This window comes from Actinomadura sp. 6N118 (genome assembly GCF_044326415.1).
In the GTDB taxonomy this organism is placed as follows: domain Bacteria; phylum Actinomycetota; class Actinomycetes; order Streptosporangiales; family Streptosporangiaceae; genus Spirillospora.
Window position 1 is genome coordinate 275,998 of sequence record NZ_JBIRAZ010000012.1, and the last position, 22,948, is coordinate 298,945.

Sequence of the window (22,948 nt, forward strand, 5' to 3'; positions counted from 1 at the left end):
CGGATCGCGTCGGATCTTGTCCCGCCTGGAGCGCGCCCGCCGCACGCCGCTGGGCGTGAAGGGCCGGTACTTTCCGGTGCGCGGGTCGCGGTTGCGGCGTGCGCGGGTCGCATCACGCGATCAGTTACCGATTGACGCCCAGAATGTGCACCGGTGTTCCTGGGCGAGATCTGCTGACCCGATTGCGTTCGGCGCCAGCGATTGAACGTGCTCGCCCGCTTTGAATGGCGACCATTTCGGCAAATTGTGACCATTCGGGTTGCTCGTATGTGCAAATTGGGTCCAGTAACGCATCATCTGATTGGCGAGCCGGAGTTGCGCTGTTGTTGCCGGGCCGGGAAGCTGTTCGTCGTCGAAGAGGTACTGCAGTTCGCCACCGTGAAATGCGCCGGTGGGAAAATTCGGCTTCGGCAGGGTGGTGAACCATGGGGCGTTCTCATCGCTGAATTCATAAGCGTAGACGGGCACCCGCGCGGACAGTGCGCGGTCTCGATCAAGAACGGGGCAGGCCCATGCCCAGTCCGTCACGACGGTGGACAACGCCTCACCAGCGGAGTGAAAATGATCGCTGGGGTATCGAGCCAGGATCTGCGCGGCGTCGGTCGGCCCAAAGAGCGTGTGCATTTCATCCTGGTAGCCGGCATCGGTCGTCTGTTTGCCGGTCGCGACCTCGATGGCGGCGGTGAAGAGGCGATGTTCATCGCGCGTGGTTCCTTGGATGATCGGCACGCGATTGAAACGGCCTGTGGCGAATGCCTTTTGCGGGCTGAGGGGAAGCACGCCGCCACCCGTTGTAGGCCCGGATCCGAGGCCGACGTCGGACCACTTGGCGAGTTCCTCCACTGGTTTGGCGCGCAGGCAGGCTGCGGCTGTACGGACATTGGAACAGCCGAGTTTGGAGGCGACGTCAAGTCCGTGCTGTTCACGCTCCGTGCGCGGTAGCGGGAACCACGTCGGCGGACCCGGTGACCATTTCCTCCCGGTGCATTCCGCGCTCTGCAGGATCGCCTTATGGAAGAGCCCTGCCGAGCCGGGGGCCGCCAGATGGGAGCAGGCACTTGTACCTCCGGCTGACTCGCCGAATATGGTGACGTTTGCCCGATCACCACCGAATGCCGAGGCGTTACGCTGGACCCATCGCAGCGCAGCCTGCTGGTCCTCGAGCCCGAAGTTGCCCGAACGATGCCGGGCCGCACCGTGATCGAGGGCGGGATGTGCAAGGAACCCGAAGATGCCCAGACGGTAATTGGGTGTCACCACGATCACGTTGCCCGTGCTCGCCAGGCGCTGTGCGTCATAGAGGCTGCCGGCGCCGTTGATGAAGCCGTTACCGTGGATCCACACCATCACCGGTAGTTTGCGAGCGCTGCTGTGGCGGGGCGTTGTGACGTTGAGGTAGAGGCAGTCCTCAGTATTGCTGGCCTTGTCGATCAACCCCTCCGCCTGCGCGCACCGGTTGCCGGGCTTGGTCGCGTCCCTGATTCCCGACCATGATGCGGTACGCCGGGGGGATGCCCAGCGCAGCGGCCCGGTCGGCGGGGCCGCGTACGGGACTCCCTGGAACAGCCGCGTGCTCGCGGCGAGCGTGCCGCGTACGGCGCCGGCTTCAGTTGAAATCACCGTGGAGTAATCGTGGCTCGTCTCGGCATGGTTCGCCGACGCGGCACCGGCCGCGCCGGCGCATGCCGAGGCGCCGAAGAGCACCGCTGCGGCGAGTAGTGTCCGCAGGTGACCTGGCATGGTGGGCCGTGACCGGTCGCGCCCTAATGTTGGGTCCTGCACGAGCTGTCTCAAGTGTTCACATCCCCGATCCTCTTTGTGTAAGGTACACACGAATAAAAGTGTAAGGGACGCACAAAGTCAAGCGTTCGGCGAGACGTGTGAGGAAGATCCACTGATGTCGACTGGCGTTGATCCGCAGGAGCTGCCACCGGGGTTGGCCCTTGCCTGGGGCCTGCCCACCAAGACCAGCAAGCTCGGGCGGACGCCATCTCAAAGCGTCGAGCAGGTCGTCGAGGCGGCTATCGACCTAGCCGACGCGGATGGCTTCGCGGCCTTGTCGATGCCGAAGCTCGCCAGGAAACTCGGCCTCACGGCCAACGCGATCTACCGATATGTCAGATCCAGGGATGAGTTGCTGGTGCTGGTCGCCGAGACCGGGTGGGGTCCCGCACCGGATCTGGTGTCCGGCGCCGACCGCTGGCGAACCGCAGCGACAACCTGGACCCAGGCGATGATCGACCGGTGCGATGTCCATCCCTGGCTGGTGGACCTTCCCGTCCGGGGTGCGCCGATGACGCCGAACCTGCTGCGCTGGACCGAGGTCATTCTGGAATCCTTTACCGGCGCCGGGCTCAGCCCCAAGGAGGCAATTCAGTGCGCGTTGCTGCTCGATGTGTATGCGCGCCGGATCGCCGGCATGCGCCGCGACCTCAGGCAGAGCAGCGCAGGCTCCGTTAAATCGACCGCTGTGCAGGATTTCCTGCTGCCATTGCTGCACGAGCACGGATATCCCATTGTGGCGGCCTTGATGGTGGGCAATGATTATTCAGACGATATCGAAGACACTGATGTGACTTTCGGCCTAACCCGGATCCTGGATGGCATCGAGGGCCTCCTGTCGGAGAACGAACACCACCACACCGCCACATCCAAACCTGACGTCGTATAAGCAGCGCCGGTGCCCTTCCCCCCACGCCGGTGAGGGTGAGTCGATCTTCGGATGTGAACCGGCGGCGATCCTCTAGTCCTCCCAACACCCACCAGCAATTCCGCGCTAAGACCGCGGCCGGGTCTAGGCACCACACGCCGGGTGAGGTTCTCGGAGACTGCCCACAGTCGTTGCTGGACTGTCACGTCGCAAAACTCAGGGCTGGACGTGACGACCTGCGGGTGTCCTCGGTACCCTCCCATCCGGTCCGGGCCGTAGTACTGGCCGGCGGGTCGGTGGCCGCGCTCAGGGTCGGGCGTGCGCCCGCGTTGAACGGCGCATTGCGCCGCCCCGCACACTACGTTCTCGCGCCCTTGAGAGTGGCTCGGCGGCGCGGGGGCATATGCCCACGGCCGCCGAGGCGTCAATGTCCCTGTGTCTCAGCTCAGGGCTTTGACGATTTCCTGGGCCAGGGGAACGGCAGAGGCAGGGTTCTGGCCGGTGAACAGGGTGCGGTCGATCTCGACGTGCGGCTGGTACGGCTCGCCCTCACGGTAGTCCACGCCCAGTTCGACCAGCCGGTCCTGGAGCAGCCACTTCGCCCGGTCGGCGAGGCCGTTCTGGATCTCCTCAGCGTTGGAGAGACCGGTCAGGCGGTAGCCGGCGAAAGGGGACCTGCCGTCGGCGTCGACTGTTGCCAGGAGAGCCGCGGGTCCGTGGCAGACCAGGGCCAACAGCTTGCCGGAGGCGAGCCGTTCGGTGAGCAGCTTTCCGGACTCGGCATTGTCGGGCAGGTCCTCCATGGGCCCCCAGCCGCCCGGGTAGAAGACGGCGTCGTAGTCGTCGAGTTCAGCCTGTTCGATGCGCATCGGGTTCGCCAGTTCGGTGGCCTCGCGCAGTGCGGTCTTCATCCGCTCCGCGCCTTCGTGGCCGCCGTTGAAGTCGGGGGTGAGGCTCAACGCGTCGGGCGTGGGCGGCACGCCGCCCGGGGTCGCCGCTGCGATCTCGTAGCCGGCCGCCTTGAACACCTCATACGGGCCGATCGCCTCCTCGGCCCAGAAGCCGGCCGGATGTTTGGTGCCGTCGGTCAGGGTCCAATGGTCGGCAGCGGTGATCACGAACAGAATATTCGGCATCGCTTTTCCTTTGGTGGGTGTGCATTCTCCGGCCAGCCCTCGCACCTGTTGAATATCATTTGATGCGGAGATGCTCATCGACCGAGCTGCCGGATTCATTGATGTACCGACGTTGTCGGCGCTTTCCACGCTGCCAGGCCGACCGTGAGGTTAAAAGGGGACAGTTTTCTCCTGGGAAGGAACTCCCCAGCCAAGAGCGTGAACAGTCGCATCGTTCGACCTTCCGTGTTCCGAGTGAACCGGTAAATGGGAGCGATCCATCCTGGGAGGAAACTCTCCTCCTCACAACACCGATTTCGGGTGCCATGCTGCTGGGACGTCAACGCAATGTGTCAAGGAGCATGAGATGTCCGACTCACCGAGTGTCGCGGTCGTCCGCCGCTTGTACGACTCCAAGGGCGACCCGGCTGTCAGCCAGGAGATCATGGCCCCGGATATTGTCTGGGACATCACTCCTGGCTTTCCGAATGGCGGCGTGTACCACGGCTTCGACAGCGTCGTGAATGACTTCTTCGGGCCGCTCTTCGGGCGGTTCGATACCTTCTACCCGGTGGCCGAGGAGTTCTACGCCGACGGCGACCATGTCATCGCCCTCGGGGACTACCAGGGATCGACCAAAACGGGCAAGAACGTTCAGGTGCGGTTCATCCATCTCTGGACCGTCCGTGAGGGAAAGCTCGCCCGGATGCAACAGGCCGCCGACAGCCTTGTCGTCGACCGCGCGCTCAATGGTTGACAACCCGATGCCCGGACAGGAGAAACGCGTCTCCTGGGTCGAACTGTTCTTCGACCTGGTGTTCGTCGTCGCGGTCACGCAGGTGACCGGCCTCTTGCACGCCGACCACTCCTGGTCGGGTGCCGCGCAGGCGCTGGTGGTGTTCATTCCGATCTACTGGGCGTGGGTGGGCATGACGATGCACGCCAACCTGCACGACGTCGACCAGACCCGCACCCGTTTGGGCGTGTTCACCGTCGGGTTGTGCGGCCTGTTCATGGCCATGGCCCTGCCTGACGCGTACGGCTCACTCGGCCTGTTGTTCGGGGCCAGCTACTGGGCCGCACGCCTGGTGCTGTACGCGCTGATGTGGCGCAGCTACCGCGGCATCGGGTTCAACCCCTTCTCCACGGCCGCCTTCGTCAGCGGTCCGCTTCTCGCGCTCGGCGGCCTGACGCATGGCACAGCACGGGTCGCGCTGTGGGCACTCGCAGCCGGTGTGGACCTGTTCGTCCCGTTCCTGGCGCGTCGGCGTATGGCCCGCATCGCCTACGAGCCGTCACACCTGCCCGAGCGGTTCGGGCTGTTCCTCATCATCGCGCTCGGCGAGTCCGTCGCAGAGATAGGCGTGGTGGCCGGCGGTCAACCAGCGACCCCGGCCCGGCTCGCCGTGGTCGCCATGGCCTTCGCACTGGTCTGCGCGCTCTGGTGGGTGTACTTCGTGTTCGCCGCCGACGCCATCCGGCATGCGGTGCGCACCGCCGAGGTCGCCATCGAAGTGATCCGGCCGGTCCTCCCGTACGGGCATCTCGCGTTCATCGGCAGCATCATCGCGATCGCGGCCGCCACCGGCGAGGTGATCCTGCACCCGCTCGCGCACCTGCACACCGACGTCGCGGCCCTCCTGTTCGGCGGTGCCGCGCTCTACCTGGCCACGTTCGGCTACACCAGGTGGCGGATGTTCCGCACCATCGCCACTTCCCGGCTGAGCGCCGCCGTCCTGTGCCTGGCACTGCTGCCGCTGGCCGGCCTAGCGCCTGCCCTCGCCGCGATGGCGACGCTCGCCGCCGTGCTGGTCGCTCTCAACGTGTGGGAGGCCCGGGTCGTGCAACCGGTCCGAACAGCGCAGTAAAGGCCCCCGCAGCTCTACCGAACAGGGAAGGCATACCCATTGAGCACGAAGATCGTCCAGACACGGTTCGGCGGGCTGGAAGTCCTCGAACCGGTCGAGCAGAAGCCGCTCACGACTGAGGCGCTGGCGGCCAACGAGGTCCTCGTCCGCGTCGCGTACGCGGGGGTTGCGCCGGTCAGGTGACGCTGTTGGGCGCCTGGTGGTGGGCGTCTGCGGCCCAGGACGACAGCAGCCGCAGGCCGTCGTGGGTGGGGCTGCCCGCCGGGGCGGTCCAGATGATGATCTGCTGGTCGGGATCGGTGGGGCAGGCGAAGGCGGACCAGTCGAGGGTGAGATCGCCGACGACGGGGTGGTGGAGCTTCTTGACGCCTGTTCCCCGGGTGGCGACGTCGTGAGCCGCCCACCACTGCCGGAACTGGGCGTCGGTCACCGACAACTCGCCGACGAGCGCCGCCAGCCGCGCGTCGTCGGGATAGCGTGAGCTCTCCATGCGCAGCTGCGCGAGGGCTGCGCGGGTGACCCCTTCCCAGTCGGCGTACAGGGTACGCATCGCCGGGTCGGTGAACAGCAGCCGGATGAACATCCGCTCCTTTTCAGGAATACGGCCAAAATCAGTGATCAGGGCGGCGCCCATAGCGTTCCAGGCCAGGATGTCGGTGCGGCGTCCGATGACGAAGGCCGGGGCTGTGGCGAGCTCGTCCAGCAGCCGCTGCAGCTGCGGCTGCACCTTCTGCCGAGGCGGCTTGCGGGGCGTCGGGCTCTCCTTCCCCGCGAGTACGAACAGATAGGCGCGCTGATCATCGTCCAGGCGGAGCACCCGGGCGATCTCGTCCAGGACCGCGGCCGAAGCCTGCATGCGGCCTTGCTCCAGCCGCACGTAGTAGTCGGTGCTGATCGCGACCAGCTGGGCGACCTCCTCCCGCCGCAGGCCCGGGACCCGCCGCTGCCGGCCGAGGTCCGGCAGACCCACTGCCGCAGGGGTCAGGTCTGCGCGGCGGGCCTTGAGAAACTCCCCCAGTTCGTTCATTCTTGGATTTCCGGTCATATCCCCAGCCTCGCAATGAATTTCGGCGCCGTCAGGGGGAGAGATACCTCCCAGTCTAATCCCCGCAGGTCCCAGACAGCCGGGGCGAAGCAGCTGAGGTCGATCCCCGCCGTGATGGCGGCTGACCAGCCGCCGGCGGACCACGGTAGGGACGCGGAGGAAGTCACGGCGTTGAGGCGGCTGCAAGCGCCGATCAGAGAGCGAGCAGCTAGGCGACGGCGACGATCGTGCCGTCGTCGTGGCAATGCCCTGGCGAGGTCGGCGGGAAGGGCCTCCATGGCGGCACCTCCTATTGGGAGTTCGTCGGCCGGGTTCTGCAACCGGTCTGCGCGGCGGGTTACCAGGACAAAGTCCGAGTTGCCTGCGAGGAGACGGGCGTACGTGGCGCCGAGGCCGGAGGAAGCGCCCGTTATCAGAACAAGGGATGAAGGCTCAGTGTTCGCGAGGGGGAGGAATTTATCCCCGGATAAGTCCTTCCCAGGATGGAGTTCTTCCCTTTCCGGGTTCGCGCGATGGTGCAGGTTCGAAGAGCCGCTAAAGGACGGCGAAGAACTTCACCATCTGTGCGATCGCTTGATCTACGTACTCAGGCACATCGTACATTGCGATATGAGTCGCACCGTCAACGACGAACAACTTTTTCGGTGCGTTGGACAACTCGTAGGCTCGGTCGCTCCACAACTTGGTGTCCGCCTTGCTCCCGGCAATGAGGAGCATCGGCTGGGTCAGGAACTCTGGAATTCGGTCGAACGCCGAGAAGGCGAGCATTCTGTCCAGGCCGGTCAGCAGGAAGCGGCCCTTCGAATTGGGATGCCCGCCTCGGGGGGTCCTGTAGTAGTCGTATCCTTCGCGCAGGAGGTCCGGTGTGTTCTCGTCGATGTCTTCGAATTTTTCCGGGACAAATGGGGCGTAGAGACGCTCTCCTCCGCATGCTTCCGCCGTGCGCTGCTTGGCAACCATGTCCAGCGTTGCGATGTGCTCGGCCACCGGGACTTCATGCCCCAGGAAGGCCCTGGAGCTCTCGCCCATCGGGGCTGCGCTGACGGTGGCCACCGCCTTGAAGCGATGCTCGGTCTGCGCCACGCTGATGGCGTAGCCGCCCCCGGCGCAGATCCCGAAGACTCCCATGCGCTCGGGGGCGACGAACGGAAGAGTGGTAAGAAAGTCCACCGCGCAGCGGGCGTCTTCCACTCTGGTCGGCGGGTCTTCCAGGAGCCGAGGTTCGCCGCCGCTTTCTCCTTGGTAGGAGGAGTCATAGACCACGGTGACGAATCCATGCGCAGCGAGCCTCTCGGCGTAGAGGCCGATGGTCTGTTCCTTTACTCCTCCAGCCGGGTGAACGCCAACGAGAGCCGGGTACTGTTTGTCTTCTGTGAAATTGTCCGGCAGGTGCAGGTGTGCCGCAATCTGCACTTCTCTGTTCTTGAATGAAACGGTCCTGAGCATGGCTTCTTTCCCTTTTTCTGGGCCCTCGGTCCGCTGGGGCACATAAAGGTAAGGGTTTCATGCCGGATGAAACCTATCCAGGGAGGAAACTCTCCCCCCTTTCTAGCCTGAATCTTGCTTAAGGCTGGTCTGGTCGCTTTTAGACGCCATCTCATTTGGCGGGGCGGCGGTAGCCTGCTGGTCGTGGAGATGGTTGAACGTTTGGTGCCGGATGAGTTGTGGGAGTTGTTTCAGCGGGTGGTGCCGCCTGCATCATCGACTCCCAGAGCGTCAAGACCTCGGTCGATGTGCCGCTGGCCAGCCAGGGCACCGATGTCGGCAAGAAGATCGTGGGCCGCAAGCGCAACATCGTCACTGACTCGCTCGGGCTGCTGCTGGCCGTCCTGGTCACTGCGGCGAGCGTGTCCGACGGCGCCGTCGGCCGCCAGCTGCTCACCGACGTAGCCGCCAGGCACCCGACCATCACCAAGGCCTGGGGCGACACCGCCTACCGCACCAAGGCCGTCGACCATGCAGCCACCTTGGACATCGACCTGGAGACCATCCGCCGCGACCCGGCCACCAAGGGGTTCGTCCCGCTACCGCAACGTTGGGTGGTGGAGCGCACCTTCGGCTGGCTGATGCTGCACCGCCGCCTGGCCCGCGACTACCGCCGCACCACGCGGACCCGGGCCGGGCGGCGGCTGTTCACCATGGCGTGCGAAGCGATCTGGTCCTGCCAGCCGAGCGAGCTGTCGCTGCTGCACGCGCTGTTCTACGCCCGCGCCGCAGGGAGCCTGCAGGCCGTGATCGCCGTCGACGGCGGCGCGCAGCAGGACCGCCTTGACGGCGGAGCCCACGAGCTGGCCGTCCGCCTCGCGCACCGGCTCGGCGACGGTGTGCACCTCAACACGCCGGTCCACCGCATCATCCACGACCACCGCGACGTGCGGGTCACCGCCGAAGGCGAACGTACCTGGCGGGCGGCACACGGTGTCGTGGCGATCCCGCCCACCCTGGCGGGGCGTATCGAGTATGACCCGCCGCTGCCGGTGACCCGCGACGGCCTGACGCAGCGGCTGCCGATGGGCAGTGTGATCAAGTGCATGGCCGTGTATCCGGGGCCGTTCTGGCGCCCGGACGGGCTCAGCGGCCAGGCCACCAGCCTGGCCGGCCCGATCAGCGCGGTTTTCGACAGCCAGCCCGCGCTCGGACGAGCGGGGCATCCTGCTCGGCTTCATCGAGGGCGCCGCCTGCCGGACCATGGCCGCCCTGCCGTCCCAGGACCGCCGGACGAGGGTCATCGCCCAGCTGAACCGCCTGTTCGGCCCGAAGGCCGCCTGCCCGGCCGCCTACATCGAGCAGGACTGGGGCGCCGAACCCTTCAGCCGCGGCGCCTACTCCGCCGTCTTCCCACCCGGCGCATGGACCCAGTACGGCCAGGCGCTCCGTCCCCCGGTCGGCCGCATCCACTGGGCCGGAGCCGAGACCGCCACCGCCTGGTACGGCTATATCGAAGGCGCCATCAGATCAGGCGAAGCAGCCGCAGCCGCGGTCGTCGCACCCTGACCGTCCCAACGATCAGCGCGGCACCCGCTGCCCGTCCTAGGTGGGTGTTTGGGCGGCGGTGGGGGCTGGTCGAGCCGTTCGATGCGCGTTGGCAGGTGTTTGTGCCAGGGAGTGGCGGAGAAGGGGTCGCGTCGTTGGGAGTCGGTGAGTTCGTTGAGCGCCACGCCTGTTCGGTTGAGCGGTTCGCGATCGGGTCGTGTTGTGGCTGGTTGGGTGGGCAGGTCGAGGCCGAGGGTGAAGGTGACGCCGGAGCGGTTGTCCAGGATGGCGGTGAAGAGGTCGTCGGCGGAGCGGTGCCCGGCGCGTCTCATGGCGTCGGGGTAAGGGCCGGGCGCAAAGGGCTGGATAAGGGGCCTGCCCAGCCCGGGACGTTTGGGGAGCGCCCGGCGATCGGCCCGCGTACCGATCACCGGGAAGCTCAGAGCAGGGCTTCGGGTTTGATCGGCAACTCGCGGACGCGGCGGCCGGTGGCGTTGAAGACCGCGTTGGCGATGGCGGGCGCCACGCCGACGATGACGATCTCACCCAGTCCCTTGACCCCGATCGGGTCGGCCTCGAAGTCCTCCCCGTCAATGAAGATCGCCTTCATCTCCGGCATGTCGGCGTGGGTCGGCACGAGGTAGTCGGCGAGGTTGGCGTTGACGATCCTGCCGTCGCGGTGGTCGGTGACCGTGTGCTCGAGGAGGGCCTGACCGATACCGCCGGTCATGGCCCCGATGGCCTGGCTGTCGGCGAGTCTCGGGTTGATGATCCGGGCGGCATCGTACACGCCGACCATACGCCGGACCCGTACCAGGCCGAGGCGGGCGTCGACGGCCACCTCGGCGAACGTCGCGGCGTAGGCGTAGAAAGAGAACTTCTCCGTTTCCGACGCCCCGGCGTACGAGCCGAGCGCTTCAACATGGGTCCGGTCGTTGCGGGCCAGGAGCCGCTGGTACGTCTCCCCGCGTGTGGGGTCGTCCTTCACATACAGCCGACCGCCTCGTACGAGGATGTCGGCGGCGTCGGCGCCGTACAGCGGTGATCCCTCGTCGTTGACCGCGAGCGTGATCGTCTGCTTGCGCAGCTTGTCGCAGCCGTCCTGGACGGCGGATCCGACACTGGCCATGGTCTGCGAGCCGGCGTGGACGGGGGCTGGGGGCATGAGGGAGTCGCCGAGCCGGAAGGTCACCTGGCGCATGGTCAGGCCGAGAGCGTCGGCGGCGACCTGGGTCATGGACGTGGCCGTGCCGGGACCCATGTCGCTGGTCGAGGACTGCACCACGGCGGTGCCGCCGGCATCGAGCCTGACCGAGGCCTGGGCCTCGCTGCGCTGGGTGTCGTACACACCGGCGGCCATTCCCATACCGATGAGCCAGTCGCCGTCACGCATCGAGCGAGGCTTGGGGTTGCGCCGGTGCCAGCCGAACTCGCGGGCGCCCGCACGATAGCAGTCGCGCAGGCGGCGGGTGGAGAACGGCAGCCCGGTGGACTCGTCGCCGGCCGGTTCGTTGCGCAGCCGCAGCTCGATCGGGTCCAGGCCCAGTTCGTGGGCGAGTTCGTCCATTGCCGACTCGACGCAGTAGGTTCCGTTGGAGTAACCGGGGCCGCGCATGAACCACGGCGTGCTCACGTCCAGCCGGACGTGACGATACGCCTGGCGGACGTTGGGCGTGCTGTAGAGCATCCGGCCGGGATCGAGAACCTCTTCGTGGTGCGTTTCGTAGCGGGAGGCCTCGGTGCGGGCGTCGTGCGCCGACGCGGTCAGACGGCCCTGCCGGTCGCTGCCCAGCCGCAGTACGTACTCGTATGCGGGCCGGTATCCCACGCCGAAGTACAACTGCCTGCGGGTGAGAACGAGTTTCACTGGGCGTTTCACTTCGCGGGCGGCCAGGGCCGCGATGACGGAGTGCACCCAGGTGCGGGCGGCGCTGCCGAAGGCGCCGCCGACAAATGGCGAGATGACGCGGACACGGTTCGGCGGGATGCCGAACTCGCCGGACAGGGTGAACACGGCGCCTCGCACGAACTGGGTCTTCTCCCAGACGGTCAGCTGGTCACCGTCCCAGCGGGCGACGATGCCAGCCGGTTCTATCGGGTTGTGGTGGTTGCGGGCCGTCCGGAACGTCAAGTCCAGCCGGACAGGGGCGGAGTCCAGGACCCTGTCGGCGTCGCCGCGCGCATAGGTCTCGGGTTCGCCGGCGGGGTCGGCGACGCTCAGGTCGGTCGAGACGGGCTCGGTGTCGTAGGAGACCTCCACCAGGCTCGTGGCGTGCTGTGCGATCTCCAGTGTGGTCGCCACCACGACCGCGACGGGCTGTCCGAAGAACCGGATCCGGTCGTCCTGGAAGGGGCGCAGCCGTTGACCCGGCGGGAATCCCCCACCGATGGGCGGCAGCTTGGGCGCGTTGAGGTGGCTGATCACCTTCAGGACGCCGGTCTGGGCTTCGGCGGCGCGGGCGTCGATGCCGGTGATACGGCCGCGGCCGACGCTGCTGTCGACGATGACCGCGTGCACGACCCCGTCGGGGCTGTTGTCGGCGGCGTACTTCGCTCTCCCGGTCACCCTCAGCCGTGCGTCGACCCGGGGCACCGCCGCACCGACTGCTGCCTGTGTCCGGCTCATTTGGTGCCTCCTACGGTGCTCAGCTGGCGTTCGACGGTGCGTTTGAGCAGCTCGACCTTGAAGCCGTTGTGCCTGAGGGGGCGGGCGCCGTCCGCCGCGTGCTCGGCAGCCTCGGCCCACAGACGGTCCGAGGGGCGCTCGCCGATGAGGTGGCGCTCGACGGCGGGCAGCTTCCACGGCACGGTGCCCACACCACCGGCGGCGACCTTCGCCCCGCGGATCACGCCGCCACGGATGTGCAGCGCAACTGCGGCCGAGGTGAGGGCGAACTCGTAGGACTGCCGGTCGCGTACCTTCAGGTAGCCGGATCGCAGCGGACGCGGGTGGGCCGGGATCTCCACGGCAGTGATCAATTCGCCCGGGCGGATGGCCTGTTCGCGGTTGGGGGTGCTGCCCGGCTGGAGCAGGAAGCCGGCGAAGGGCACGGTGCGTTCGCCGTCCGGGCCCAGCAGGTGGACGGTGGCCTCCAAGGCGGCGAGGGCGACCGCGAGATCGGAGGGATGCGTGGCCACGCACTGGTCGGAGGTCCCGAGGATCGCGTGGCCGCGGTTGTAGCCGTGCAGGGCGGCGCAGCCCGAGCCGGGCTCGCGCTTGTTGCAGGCGGCGGTCACGTCACGGAAATATGTGCAGCGGGTGCGCTGCATGATGTTGCCGCCGATGGTGGCCATGTTCCGCAGCTGGGCCGACGCGCTCAGCTCCAGCGCCTGCGAGATGACCGGGTAGGCGGTACGGACCGCGCGGTGTGCGGCGGCCTCGGCCATTCGCACCAGGGCGCCGATGCGCAGGCCCCCGCTCTTGGTGGCGGAGACCTGGCGCAGGGGCAGGGCGCTGATGTCGACCAGCGTTTCGGGGCGTTCGACGGTCTCGCGCATCAGGTCGACGAGCGTCGTGCCGCCGGCGATGTAACGCCCGCCGCGCAGTCCGGCGTCGAGCGCCTCACGGGTGCTGGTGGCCTTGGTGAAGGAGAAGGGATACATCAGCCCCTCCCCGCGCTCTGCTCGACCGCGCGCACGATCTTCACATAGCAGCCGCAGCGGCAGAGGTTGCCGCTCATCCACTCCTGGATCTCCGCCTTGGAGCCGGTGTGGCCCTCCTGGATGCAGCCGACGCCGGACATGATCTGCCCGGGGGTGCAGAAGCCGCACTGGAAGGCATCCTGCTCGATGAACGCCTCCTGCAGCGGGTGCAGTTCGTCGCCGTCGGCCAGACCCTCGATGGTGGTGACTTCGGCGCCCTCCAGCCGCACCGCCAGCGTCAGGCAGGAGTTGACCCGGCGGCCGTCGACGAGGACCGTGCACGCCCCGCAGGCACCGGCGTTACAGCCCTTCTTGGAGCCGGTCAGGCCCAGACGTTCACGCAGCAGGTCCAGCAACGAGGTGCGGTTGTCTACCATGACGGTGTGCCGCTTGCCGTTGACCGTCAGTGAGAGGTGACCATTCGACGGTGCCGAGGCGGCGACCGCTTCCTCGGCTCCGAGCAGGGGCGTCACGACAGCGGAGCCGCCCGCCGCCACGGCGCCGCCGACGGTGGTCATGGCGGCGATGACCGTGCGCCGAGTCGGCCCGGGCGGTAGTGCGGTGGGTACGGGGGCCGCGTCCGGAAGTTCAGCCGGTATGTGTTCTTCCATGATTCGCTCTCTCAGATCGGTGTACGTCACGGGCAGGTGTCAGGGCCTGTTCCGTTCTACGGAGGCCCGTTGGGCCGGCTCGGCGAGAAAGGCTCCTGAAGGGCGCGTGGCCGGACAGGCCATGACAGCGGCTCTGCCCGATGCACTGATCGGAAGCAAGCGGACGGCGACCTGATGCGGCCGCGACTGGGGTCACCCGGGCACAGCGCTGATCGGCGCCGGTTCCCGTTCCGGCTGGGACATCGCCAAGCCTGCCGTTCGTGCCCGGGATCAGCCATCCGCTGCTTTGGGTACCTCCCGTTTTCCTACTGCTGACAGTGGTAGGCACGGCGGTTGCGGGTAGGGCACACTGAACGGCATGGCCAGCTTCAGTGCCTCCGACGATCGGTCGGTGGCCGGCCTCGATCGGCGTGCCGAGCTCAGCGAATTCCTGCGCAGCCGCCGGGCCCGGCTCAAGCCCGCCGACGTCGGCTTGGCTGACTACGGACGGCGACGGCGGGTGCCCGGGCTGCGCCGGGAGGAGCTGGCACAGATAGCCGACGTGTCGGTCTCGTATTACACCCAGCTCGAGCAGGGCAACAGCGCGAACGTGTCGGTGGAGGTGCTGGACTCCATCGCCCGTGCCCTGCGGCTGACCGACACCGAGCATGCCTACCTGACGCACCTGGCAAAGCCCACACGGCAGCGGGAGAGCAGGCCGTCACTGCGGCCCCAGCGGTTGCGCCCCGCCATTCAGCAGCTTATCGACACGATGACGGACGTGCCCGCGTGCGTGAACGGCTTCCGCATGGACATCCTGGGCTGGAACGCGATGGCCGCCGCGCTGTTCGGCAACTGGGCAGAGCTGCCGCCCGAGGAGCGCAACTGGGGACGGCTGATCTTCCTCTCGCCCACCATGCGTGATCTGTTCATCGACTGGGAGACCAAGGCGGGCAGTATCGTCGGGGTCCTGCGTATGCACGCCAGTAGCCATCCCGAAGATCCAGGGCTCGCCTCGCTGGTGGGCGAACTGTCGATGCGGAGCGAGGAGTTCCGCCGGTTGTGGGCCGCCCATGAGGTACGTCGCAAGCGCTATGCCGTGCTGCGACTGAACCATCCGCTGGTGGGTGAACTCACCCTGGCGTACGAGACGTTCCGCCTAGCCGACAACCCCGAGCAGACGTTGGTCACTTACCACGCGGAACCGGGCTCAGAGTCCGCCGCGGCCCTGCGCCTGCTTGCCAGCTGGGGAACAGACGCGACGACACCGGTCGGCTGAACCGGACCTGGGCAGGGGCGTGGCTTCCTCCAAGGCCTCATGCTGCGGATGGCGCCGCACATGCCGGGCAGGCGCGGACGATGGAGGCCACGACGAGGCCGATCCGGGAAGCGGCCAACGGCATCGAACTGCGCGACTACCCGACCGCGGCACGGCGGACGGCGCGGCCGTAGAAGGGCACACGCCGTTCGGCGCAACTTCACAGAGTGTCGACGTTGAAGATGTGTCCGCCGTGGTGACTTGCGGGACGGCGAAGGTGAAGGCGCTTGGGGCGGTCCAGGGGGCGGTCTTTGTCGGTTTGCCCTCGTGCGCAATGAAGATCGAAGAGTCGATCCAGGCGCGCGGCCAGCTTTCCCGCCCTCGCCGGCTCGTCCAAGAGCTGCATTAGCCGTCACCCGGCCGCAGGTCAGGTTGCAATCCATGAGCCGCACAAACAGCGCCGGCTGGCCGTCGGCAGGCGGGGAGGCGTACACGCGCTTGCCCAACACTGGATTCTGAGGTCGGGTGCACCGGATGCCAATCAGACTGGCATTCCCTGAATCAGTTGTTGGCCCAGGTTGCGAGCGCCATCAAACGCCGCCACCTGAGCCCGAGTGCTCCGCGTGCTCGGTATCGAGACTCCTGATCTTGAAGCAAGATCGCTCATGCTCTGATCATGCGTCTGACCTGGAGAGAGTCTGGAGCGGGCGACGGGAATCGAACCCGCGTAGCCAGTTTGGAAGACTGGGGCTCTACCATTGAGCTACGCCCGCGTGGGTCGGGTGTTGGGCCCGATCACCATGCCGTAGCGTACCGGGTTTCCGGGGCGGTTGTGTCGTCAGCCGCGGGCCCTGATGTTGCGGAACTCGACCTCGGCGTCTTCGGTGTAGAGGCCTACCGAGCCCTTGGTGTAGGGGCGTTCGGTGTCGGTGAAGGTTGTGAGGGTGCGGCCGTTGGCGCGGGCGGTCATGGTCGTGTTCTTCTGGTCTACGCGGATGTCGTACCAGCGTTTGAGGGCGAACGGTGGAAGGCCGGTGGCCAGGAAGCGTTGGCCGCCGGGGTAGGCGGGGTCGCGTTTGCCCAGTTCCCAGCCGTTGGGCTTGAGGGCCAGGTAGTAGAAGTGGTGATCGTCGGTGTAGTGCCAGATCACCCAGGCTGATTCCCACGGGTTGGGGCGGACGTTGCGGAGTTGGGCGACGGTGCGGACGCGGAGGCGGAAGCTGGGGTTTTCGTAGGAGTTCAGGGAGACGATCAAGCCTGCGTGGGTCTCGGTGGGGGTTGTCGATGGCTGGGGGCGCAGGGTGATCACGCCGTCGCGGATGCCGTTGCGGCCGTGGCCGTCGTAGACGGCTCGCCAGGAACCGTGGACCGTGTCGTCGCGCCACTGCACGAAGTCGGTGTCGCCGTAGTCGGGCACGACGACGACGGCCACGGCGGTGAGGGCAGCCGTCAGCGCCAGGGCTAGGGGCCAGCGGCGGTTCGTCATGCCTCAGTCGAGGGCCGGGACGACAAGGGTGTCCGGGCGCAGGCAGTCGCGGATGAGGGTCGTGACGATGCGGTTTGAGGCCTTGCCGTCGCCGAACGGGTTGACGGCCCTGGCCATGCCGGCTCGTTCGGCGGGGTCGTCAAGGAGACGGGTGGCGGCGGCCAGGACGCGGGTCGATTCAGTGCCGACGAGGCGGGCGACTCCCGCTTCGATCGCCTCGGGGCGTTCGGTGGTGGCGCGCAGGACAAGGACGGGCTTGCCCAGACTGGGAGCCTCCTCTTGGACACCGCCCGAGTCTGTCAAAACCAGATCGCACGCCGCTAGGGTCGCGGCGAAGTCGGGATAGTCGAGGGGCTCGCAGATGGTGACGCCGGGGTGGTCTTTGAGGGTGGGGAGGAGCGATTCGCGGACGGCGGGGCTCTTGTGGAGCGGCAGGAGCACCTCGCAGTCGCCGCGGTCGGCGAGGCTGCGGAGGACCCCGGCGAGTTCGCGCATGCCGGCGCCCTGGCTCTCGCGGCGGTGCAGCGTGACGAGGATGCGGAGGCCATCGGTGCGGAAGGCGGGCTTGCCCTCGTCCTGAGCGAGCATCCAGTGCAGGTTGTCGATGACCGTGTTGCCCGTTGTGATCACGTGGCGTTCGGGGATGCCCTCGGCGTGCAGATGCCCGGCGGCGCGGGCCGTGGGGGTGAAATGCCAGCGGGCGATGCGGCCGATCAGCTGGCGGTTGAGTTCTTCGGGGAAGGGATTGGCGAGGTTGCCGGTGCGGAGCCCCGCCTCGACGTGCGCGACGGGGATGCGCTCGTACGCGGCGGCCAGCGCGCCGCACAGCGCCGTGGTGGTGTCGCCCTGCACGATCACCAGGTCGGGCCGCCGGTCGGCGATGGCCGCGTCGAGCGCGTTCACCAGGCGGCCGGTCAGCTCGGACAGCCGCTGCCGGTCCCGCATGACGGCGAGGTCGGTGCCCGCCTCGATGCCGAGGATGCGCAACATCGGCAGGAGCATCTCGCGGTGCTGGCCGCTGTTCACGATGATCGGGTCGAACGCGGACGAGGCGTTCATCGCGCGCACGACCGGGGCCAGCTTGATCGCCTCGGGCCGGGTGCCGAGGACGACCATCGCCCGGATCGGGCCGTCGGAGATCACGTTCAGGTCAGGTTCGATCATGGACATGAGGTGGCTCCTCTTCGACAAGGGCGGCGGGGAGCGCGAAGACCGCAGGGGTCAGGGCGCGGCGCCGGTCGAGGCCGCGCCGGGGAGGGGCCGCTCACGTTCGAGCGGTCTTGAGCCAGGTGTGCTTGCCGGTGAGGGCGCGTGCCAGGGCCCACCAGCCGGAGACGAACCAGATGTAGCCGTAGATCACGTAGATGTGCCCGAGCATGAGGGCGAAGGCCCAGCTCACGGGCTCGCGCTTGCGATAGACGAACGCATAGGCGGCGGCCATGCTGAACGTCATCAGGTAGAACCAGGGGAGCCACCAGGGCGAGAGCAGGCTGTGCCCTGCCTGGAACGACGCGACGACCGTGTCCCCGAGCATGATCATGAATGCGATCGGCAACAACGAGGTGAGCAGCAGCAGCGCCGGGCTGGACAGGTGGTAGATCAGGTCGATCGCGGACCGGGCGGGGAGCCGCCGCAGGATCAAAGGGACCAGCCGGAACGCCTGGAGATGTCCCTGGAACCACCGGGACCGCTGCCGGAGCAACCGGCCGAGCGTGAGCACGGCCTGCTGGTGAACGGCTGCCGTGGGGCAGAAGCCGTTGACCCAGCCTGCGGCGAGCAGACGCACACCCAGGTCGAGATCCTCGGTGAGGCAGTCGCTCCACGGCTTGCCCGGCAGCGACTCCAGCGCGGCGAGCCGCATGAACTGGCCGTTCCCGCCCATCCCGACGCTGCCGAGATGGCGTCGCGCGTTCTGGAATATCTCGCCGTAGACGACGAATTCCATGTCCTGGAGGCGGGCCAGCAGGCGCTGGCGACGGTTGTACATGCGTACGCCGACCTGGACCGCGCCGATTTTCGGATCGTCGAAGAACGGGTCGACCTGTTCCACCGCATGGCCGTCGAGGCGGCCGTCCGCGTCCACGACGCAGACGATGATATCGTTCGGATCTTTGCCGTCTAGCAGGTCCGATTTACGGAGCCAGCGCAGACCCGCATTGAGTGCGGCACCTTTTCCCTTGCGGGCGTCCGGAAATTCACGTGTGTAGAGATGTACGTGTGGTGACGCCATGTCCCGGACGGCCGCCGCCGTTCCGTCATCGGACGCGTCGTCCACCACGAGCACCAGCCAGTCGTCCAGCGGAAGACGGATAATCCGTGCCAGACTTTCGGTGATCACCTTTTCCTCGTTCAGGCAGGCGAGCAGGAAAACATAGGTGCGCGAGCCGGTCGAGGTGAGGGGTTTTCCAGTGCGGCGGCGCGACAGCGCAAACATTCCGCTGTTGTACGAGACGGCGAGGACGATGATCGCCAGACTGCCCCCCACCGCGATCCGCCCGCTCGTCACTGGCTCGAAGACACTGGTCAGGCTGTCGATGGTAAGGGTCAAGGATCCGGTCATGGATGGTCCCCCGTGGCCCGGTCATGGCCCGCGCGCCCCGCCGGATCCCCGGTCATCCGTCCCCGCACGCGAACGCAGACCCCGGCGAGAAAAAGGCCGATAGCGGCCACACAGTAGATGCCGAATCCCATCCCGGTCACCTGCAGAAGAACGCGCGCGACCTTGGCCGCAGGCGTGGCGCCCGGCGGCGCGACGATTCCCGCGAAGATGAGAAATGTACTGACCGACAACTTGACGTACACCGCACGGTTCCCCCGGTCCCTCTGCCCTTCATCGAGCTGGAATCCCGCAGAATACGTAGGTCGTCTACGTCCAATGCAGGACTTCCCCGTTACGCTCCGAATCGGGGCTTCTTGGCTGTTCCGAAGGCACCGTATCCCGAAGTAAAGTCCGTGCAAAGTCGGGGGAGAGTGAACACATGGTGGCGTGGCTCGGCAAGCCAAGATCGAGTTTTGTTTAACCCGAACTTCATGCCTTGTTGGGACCGCCGACCACATTTCTCATTACCTCGTTCCAGCAAGGGTGGAGGGGCACTTCATGAGGATGCGATGGCGAAGCCGGAGAGCAGCGGCGCTGCTGACGGCCCTGGTGATGATCTTCGCGTTCGGGATCGTGGCCGGTTCCGGCGCCGGGGCGGCGGACCGTCGGGGGGAGCGGGGCCACGGCGAGAAGATGCTGCGGACGCCGTCGCCCGCGCTCAAGCTCAAGGACTGGGCCAAGCAGCAGATCAGCGCCGACAAGCAACGGCGCAGGAATCCCCGGGCGATCAAGCCGATCCCCGGTCTGAAGATCACCTCGAAGGCGGCCGGCCCGACCGCGCGCGCCGCTAGCCCGACCGCGCGCGCCGCCAGCCCGACCGCGCGTGCCGCCGACGCGACCTCAGCGCTGATCCTTTACGACACGGCCGGGCCGTACGGGTTCCTGGGCGAGCTGTACGGGATGGCCACGGCCAACCTGGCCGGGCGTTTCGGAGAGGTCACCGCCAAGCCGGTCTCGCAGTACTCCGCCGGCCAGGTCGAACAGCACACCGCGACGATCTACATCGGCTCGACCTACTACGGCGGCGCCATCCCCGACGCCATCCCGGACGCCTTCTACAGCGACGTCGCCACCACGGCCAAGCCCATCATCTGGATCAACGACAACATCTGGACGCTGGCCAACAAGATTGGTACCGCCAATTTCACGGCCAAGTACGGATGGGACCCGACCAACTCCTACTTCGACCCGATCGGAGACATCACGCGGGTCGACTACAAGACCCAGCCGCTGACCCGGACCGTTCCGGACGGCGGCGACAACGGCGTCCTGCGGCCGTACGTCACCAACCCGTCCCTCGTGACGCCGCTCGCTATCGCCAACGACATCAGCACCACGCCGGCCACGACGTTCCCGTGGGCGCTGCGGTCGTCCAACCTCACCTACCTCGGCGAGATCCCGTACTCCTACGTCAACGAGACCGACCGGATCATCGCCTGGCACGACCTGCTGTTCGACGCGCTCGCGCCGAGCACGCCCACCCGGCACCGCGCGATCCTCCGGCTGGAGGACATCAGCCCGAACAGCGATCCCAACCAGCTGATGAACATCGCCCGCTACCTGGCCGGCCAGCGCATCCCGTACGCCTTCCAGGTGATCCCCGTCTACACCGACCCGAACGGCGAGTACAACGACGGGGTGCCGGAGACCGTCACGCTGGCGCAACGTCCGCTGGTCGTGAACGCGCTGAAATACATGCTCGCCAACGGCGGCCGCATCGTCGCCCACGGCTACACGCACCAGTACAAGGACGTGGCCAATCCCTACAACGGCGTCAGCGGCGACGACTTCGAGTTCTTCCGGGCGCACGTCAACGCCGACGGCTACGTGATCTTCGACGGTCCGGCGCCGGAGGACTCCGAGACCTGGGTGGACGGCCGGCTAGCGGCGGGCAAGGCGGAGTACGGGCCGGTCGGGCTGCCGGTGCCGACAATCTGGACGACTCCGCACTATGCCGCGTCGGCACTGGACTACGGCGTCATCAAGCAGCACTACGCCGCACGCCTGGAACGCAGCCTCTTCTTCTCGGGCCAGCTCTCCGGCGGGCCGATCGACGGTCAGCGCTACATCGGCCAGTTCTTCCCGTACCCCGTCCGTGACATCAACGGCGCGACCGTGCTGCCAGAGAACCTCGGCAACTACGAGCCCGAGTCGCAGAACAACCATCCGGCCCGATTCCCCGCCGACATCATCCGCGCGGCCCGCTACAACCTGGCCGTCCGCGACGGCTTCGCCAGCACCTTCTACCACCCGTACTACCCGGTGGCACCGCTACGCGAGATCGTCCGCGGGATCCGCAACCTCGGCTACACATTCGTCGATCCCGCAACCCTGATTCCGTGACCGCACCCGAGAGCCGGTAAACCCCACTCGCCCAACCGCTGGTGGCGCACCAACACAACCTGGCGCGCCACCAGCAAGCGCCAAACCTCAACTGCGCTGCCACCAGCGGCGTAGGACGTGTTCGGCGGGCTTTCCATGTGGGCTGTACGCGAGGTCTGGCGGAGTTTCGGCGGCGTCCGGCCAGTCGTCCCACATCCACCAATGAACGCCCGCCCACCACGGCCGTCCCGCGCAGCTCGCGAGCAGGGCCTCGTAGGCCGCCGCCTGCTCGGCGTTGCCGTTCGTCTTGCTCAGATCCCACGCGTACGGCTCGGTCGTCGTGCCGCGCTGGCTCACGTACCCCGCCTCGGTGAACAGGACGGGCCGCCGCCGTTCGGCTGCGAAGCGCCCGACCTTGTCGAGGATCGGCCGCCAGGCGCGGCGCAGCGCGGCGACGTCGGTGGTGGCGCGCGGGGCCAGCGGCCAGTACGCGTCGATGCCGATCAGGTCGACGGCGTCCCAGAACGCGACGTTCTCAAACTCGTCGTAGTTCGCCGCGTACACCAGTGGTCCGCGGAAGTGCGCCCGCACCGACCGCACCAGCGCGAGCCAGCCGGCACGGTCGCCCGACATCCCGGCCAGCTCGGTCCCCACCGCCAGCTCGGCGACGCCGGTCTCGCGCGCCAGGTCGGCGTAGCGCACGACGAACCGGGTGTACGCGGCGTACCAGCGGGCGCGGTCACCCTTCCGCGGCCGGATCGCCGAGCGGTCTTGGTCGCCGGGCAGGTTGACGTGCGGCTTCAGCAGCACCTTGAGCCCGGCTCGCCGTGCGAGGCCGATGATGTGCCGGAGGCTGGCGTCGCTCGCCGTCTCCTCCGTCGTGTGCAGGTCGGCCGCCTGCGGTGAGTCCTGATACCAGGTCGGATTGAGCTGGATCCAGCGTGCGCCGGTCGCCGCGATCGCCTGGACGTAGGAACGCGCGGCGGGGCTCGCGTAGTCGTCGGTGTTCCACGAGGGGAGGACGATGCCGCGCCGCTCCTCAACTCCCTCGCCGGCACCGGCCGCGCCCGAGTTGGACGTGCCCGAGTTGGACGCACCTGGACTCCCGGCGCCCGGCTGACCGGGTTGCGGTGATTTTTTACCGGATCCGGTGCCGGAGGTCGAGCACGCGGCGACGATCCCCAGGATGATCAACAGGCCGGCCGCCCGGCCGCGTTCTCTCCCCATCACCCGCCCCATTGCAGCATCCGTATATGGCCTAGGCGTAAGACTTACACGACCCGATCCGGCCAAGGGCCCGAGGCGACTGTGACTGTGGAGACAGTCGGTGGTACGGGGAGTAGCCGTCACTTGCGTGGTCGACCGTGTCCCAAATACCCCCAGTGGGGCACGCCGTTTGG

At 67.3% G+C, this 22,948-nt stretch carries 19 protein-coding genes, 1 tRNA gene and 2 pseudogenes; 9 read left to right on the forward strand and 13 right to left on the reverse strand.

Going from position 1 to position 22,948, the window contains the following annotated elements; all coding sequences use genetic code 11:
- Positions 1–120: 120 nt before the first annotated feature.
- Positions 121–1,704, reverse strand: a complete 1,584-nt coding sequence (locus tag ACH34W_RS30125; protein ID WP_395964499.1) for a carboxylesterase/lipase family protein — start codon at positions 1,702–1,704, stop codon at positions 121–123.
- 193 nt (positions 1,705–1,897) lie between these two features.
- Here ACH34W_RS30125 and ACH34W_RS30130 point away from each other — a divergent pair, with 193 nt between their 5' ends.
- Positions 1,898–2,671, forward strand: coding sequence for a TetR/AcrR family transcriptional regulator (locus ACH34W_RS30130; protein WP_395964500.1), 774 nt, complete (start codon positions 1,898–1,900; stop codon positions 2,669–2,671).
- Between the two features lie 419 nt (positions 2,672–3,090).
- On the opposite strand, the gene ACH34W_RS30135 is transcribed toward ACH34W_RS30130, so the two are convergent.
- A complete protein-coding gene (locus ACH34W_RS30135) occupies positions 3,091–3,786 on the reverse strand; it encodes a type 1 glutamine amidotransferase domain-containing protein (protein WP_395964597.1) in 696 nt (231 codons plus the stop codon).
- A gap of 346 nt (positions 3,787–4,132) precedes the next feature.
- On the opposite strand from ACH34W_RS30135, the gene ACH34W_RS30140 reads away from it, so the two are divergent.
- The 3 genes from ACH34W_RS30140 to ACH34W_RS30150 are packed head-to-tail and all read left to right on the forward strand — an operon-like array spanning position 4,133 to position 5,816.
- Complete coding sequence (locus tag ACH34W_RS30140; protein WP_395964501.1) at positions 4,133–4,522, forward strand: nuclear transport factor 2 family protein; 390 nt, start codon at positions 4,133–4,135, stop codon at positions 4,520–4,522.
- Complete coding sequence (locus ACH34W_RS30145) at positions 4,515–5,633, forward strand: low temperature requirement protein A (protein WP_395964502.1); 1,119 nt, start codon at positions 4,515–4,517, stop codon at positions 5,631–5,633. The genes ACH34W_RS30140 and ACH34W_RS30145 overlap by 8 nt, the downstream gene beginning before the upstream one ends.
- A gap of 39 nt (positions 5,634–5,672) precedes the next feature.
- On the forward strand, positions 5,673–5,816 hold the full coding sequence (locus ACH34W_RS30150; protein ID WP_395964503.1) for a hypothetical protein: 144 nt from the start codon (positions 5,673–5,675) through the stop codon (positions 5,814–5,816).
- Here ACH34W_RS30150 and ACH34W_RS30155 read toward each other — a convergent pair.
- Both ACH34W_RS30155 and ACH34W_RS30160 read right to left on the reverse strand, forming a co-directional pair.
- Complete coding sequence (locus tag ACH34W_RS30155; protein WP_395964504.1) at positions 5,809–6,660, reverse strand: helix-turn-helix domain-containing protein; 852 nt, start codon at positions 6,658–6,660, stop codon at positions 5,809–5,811. The two genes, ACH34W_RS30150 and ACH34W_RS30155, sit on opposite strands and share 8 nt — an antisense overlap.
- Positions 6,661–7,212: 552 nt before the next feature.
- Positions 7,213–8,124 carry an alpha/beta hydrolase gene (locus tag ACH34W_RS30160; protein ID WP_395964505.1) on the reverse strand — a complete coding sequence of 304 codons (912 nt, stop codon included), beginning with the start codon at positions 8,122–8,124 and terminating at the stop codon, positions 7,213–7,215.
- Positions 8,125–8,307: 183 nt separating this feature from the next.
- Between ACH34W_RS30160 and ACH34W_RS30165 the strand changes: the two are divergent.
- The 3 genes and pseudogenes from ACH34W_RS30165 to ACH34W_RS30175 all read left to right on the forward strand — a co-directional run.
- A pseudogene (locus ACH34W_RS30165) lies at positions 8,308–8,406 on the forward strand (IS5/IS1182 family transposase); the annotation flags it as partial.
- 5 nt (positions 8,407–8,411) lie between these two features.
- A pseudogene (locus tag ACH34W_RS30170) lies at positions 8,412–9,269 on the forward strand (FAD-dependent oxidoreductase); the annotation flags it as partial.
- Positions 9,270–9,342: 73 nt separating this feature from the next.
- Positions 9,343–9,672, forward strand: a complete 330-nt coding sequence (locus ACH34W_RS30175) for a flavin monoamine oxidase family protein (protein ID WP_395964598.1) — start codon at positions 9,343–9,345, stop codon at positions 9,670–9,672.
- Between the two features lie 418 nt (positions 9,673–10,090).
- Here ACH34W_RS30175 and ACH34W_RS30180 read toward each other — a convergent pair whose 3' ends face one another.
- From ACH34W_RS30180 to ACH34W_RS30190, 3 genes are read right to left on the reverse strand one after another with little or no spacing between them, the layout of a single operon-like run.
- Positions 10,091–12,277: a xanthine dehydrogenase family protein molybdopterin-binding subunit gene (locus ACH34W_RS30180; protein WP_395964506.1), complete on the reverse strand. Its 2,187-nt coding sequence runs from the start codon at positions 12,275–12,277 to the stop codon at positions 10,091–10,093.
- Entirely contained in the window at positions 12,274–13,254 is a 981-nt protein-coding gene (locus ACH34W_RS30185; protein ID WP_395964507.1) for an FAD binding domain-containing protein, read from the reverse strand. The genes ACH34W_RS30180 and ACH34W_RS30185 overlap by 4 nt, the downstream gene beginning before the upstream one ends.
- The gene (locus ACH34W_RS30190) at positions 13,254–13,904 is read right to left on the reverse strand and encodes a (2Fe-2S)-binding protein (RefSeq protein ID WP_395964508.1); all 651 of its coding nucleotides are present in this window, start codon (positions 13,902–13,904) and stop codon (positions 13,254–13,256) included. Before ACH34W_RS30190 ends, ACH34W_RS30185 begins: the two co-directional genes overlap by 1 nt.
- Before the next feature lie 358 nt (positions 13,905–14,262).
- Here ACH34W_RS30190 and ACH34W_RS30195 point away from each other — a divergent pair, with 358 nt between their 5' ends.
- The gene (locus tag ACH34W_RS30195) at positions 14,263–15,162 is read left to right on the forward strand and encodes a helix-turn-helix domain-containing protein (protein WP_395964509.1); all 900 of its coding nucleotides are present in this window, start codon (positions 14,263–14,265) and stop codon (positions 15,160–15,162) included.
- Positions 15,163–15,840: 678 nt separating this feature from the next.
- Here ACH34W_RS30195 and ACH34W_RS30200 read toward each other — a convergent pair.
- The 5 genes from ACH34W_RS30200 to ACH34W_RS30220 all read right to left on the reverse strand — a co-directional run bounded on the left by ACH34W_RS30200 (position 15,841) and on the right by ACH34W_RS30220 (position 19,429).
- Positions 15,841–15,914: transfer RNA gene (locus ACH34W_RS30200), tRNA-Gly, on the reverse strand.
- A 65-nt stretch (positions 15,915–15,979) separates the two neighbouring features.
- Positions 15,980–16,627 (reverse strand): family 16 glycoside hydrolase, encoded by a 648-nt coding sequence (locus tag ACH34W_RS30205; RefSeq protein ID WP_395964510.1) that lies wholly within the window; start codon positions 16,625–16,627, stop codon positions 15,980–15,982.
- Between the two features lie 3 nt (positions 16,628–16,630).
- Positions 16,631–17,797: a non-hydrolyzing UDP-N-acetylglucosamine 2-epimerase gene (wecB, locus tag ACH34W_RS30210; RefSeq protein ID WP_395964511.1), complete on the reverse strand. Its 1,167-nt coding sequence runs from the start codon at positions 17,795–17,797 to the stop codon at positions 16,631–16,633.
- Between the two features lie 94 nt (positions 17,798–17,891).
- Positions 17,892–19,187 (reverse strand): glycosyltransferase family 2 protein, encoded by a 1,296-nt coding sequence (locus ACH34W_RS30215; protein ID WP_395964512.1) that lies wholly within the window; start codon positions 19,185–19,187, stop codon positions 17,892–17,894.
- Positions 19,184–19,429 (reverse strand): hypothetical protein, encoded by a 246-nt coding sequence (locus ACH34W_RS30220; RefSeq protein WP_395964513.1) that lies wholly within the window; start codon positions 19,427–19,429, stop codon positions 19,184–19,186. The genes ACH34W_RS30215 and ACH34W_RS30220 overlap by 4 nt, the downstream gene beginning before the upstream one ends.
- 295 nt (positions 19,430–19,724) lie before the next feature.
- Here ACH34W_RS30220 and ACH34W_RS30225 point away from each other — a divergent pair, with 295 nt between their 5' ends.
- Complete coding sequence (locus tag ACH34W_RS30225) at positions 19,725–21,569, forward strand: DUF2334 domain-containing protein (protein WP_395964514.1); 1,845 nt, start codon at positions 19,725–19,727, stop codon at positions 21,567–21,569.
- An 87-nt stretch (positions 21,570–21,656) separates the two neighbouring features.
- Here the strand turns inward: ACH34W_RS30225 and ACH34W_RS30230 are convergent, their stop codons facing one another.
- Entirely contained in the window at positions 21,657–22,775 is a 1,119-nt protein-coding gene (locus ACH34W_RS30230) for a glycoside hydrolase family 113 (RefSeq protein ID WP_395964515.1), read from the reverse strand.
- Positions 22,776–22,948: the final 173 nt, after the last annotated feature.

Excerpts from the sequence above, each read along its gene's own strand:
- ACH34W_RS30130 (WP_395964500.1), top strand. The coding sequence starts at position 1,898 with ATGTCGACTGGCGTTGATCCGCAGGAGCTGCCACCGGGGTTGGCCCTT.
- ACH34W_RS30135 (WP_395964597.1), bottom strand. The coding sequence starts at position 3,786 with ATGCCGAATATTCTGTTCGTGATCACCGCTGCCGACCATTGGACCCTG.
- ACH34W_RS30140 (WP_395964501.1), top strand. The coding sequence starts at position 4,133 with ATGTCCGACTCACCGAGTGTCGCGGTCGTCCGCCGCTTGTACGACTCC.
- ACH34W_RS30145 (WP_395964502.1), top strand. The coding sequence starts at position 4,515 with ATGGTTGACAACCCGATGCCCGGACAGGAGAAACGCGTCTCCTGGGTC.
- ACH34W_RS30155 (WP_395964504.1), bottom strand. The coding sequence starts at position 6,660 with ATGAACGAACTGGGGGAGTTTCTCAAGGCCCGCCGCGCAGACCTGACC.
- ACH34W_RS30160 (WP_395964505.1), bottom strand. The coding sequence starts at position 8,124 with ATGCTCAGGACCGTTTCATTCAAGAACAGAGAAGTGCAGATTGCGGCA.
- ACH34W_RS30180 (WP_395964506.1), bottom strand. The coding sequence starts at position 12,277 with ATGAGCCGGACACAGGCAGCAGTCGGTGCGGCGGTGCCCCGGGTCGAC.
- ACH34W_RS30185 (WP_395964507.1), bottom strand. The coding sequence starts at position 13,254 with ATGTATCCCTTCTCCTTCACCAAGGCCACCAGCACCCGTGAGGCGCTC.
- ACH34W_RS30190 (WP_395964508.1), bottom strand. The coding sequence starts at position 13,904 with ATGGAAGAACACATACCGGCTGAACTTCCGGACGCGGCCCCCGTACCC.
- ACH34W_RS30195 (WP_395964509.1), top strand. The coding sequence starts at position 14,263 with ATGGCCAGCTTCAGTGCCTCCGACGATCGGTCGGTGGCCGGCCTCGAT.
- ACH34W_RS30205 (WP_395964510.1), bottom strand. The coding sequence starts at position 16,627 with ATGACGAACCGCCGCTGGCCCCTAGCCCTGGCGCTGACGGCTGCCCTC.
- wecB (WP_395964511.1), bottom strand. The coding sequence starts at position 17,797 with ATGTCCATGATCGAACCTGACCTGAACGTGATCTCCGACGGCCCGATC.
- ACH34W_RS30215 (WP_395964512.1), bottom strand. The coding sequence starts at position 19,187 with ATGACCGGATCCTTGACCCTTACCATCGACAGCCTGACCAGTGTCTTC.
- ACH34W_RS30225 (WP_395964514.1), top strand. The coding sequence starts at position 19,725 with ATGAGGATGCGATGGCGAAGCCGGAGAGCAGCGGCGCTGCTGACGGCC.
- ACH34W_RS30230 (WP_395964515.1), bottom strand. The coding sequence starts at position 22,775 with ATGGGGAGAGAACGCGGCCGGGCGGCCGGCCTGTTGATCATCCTGGGG.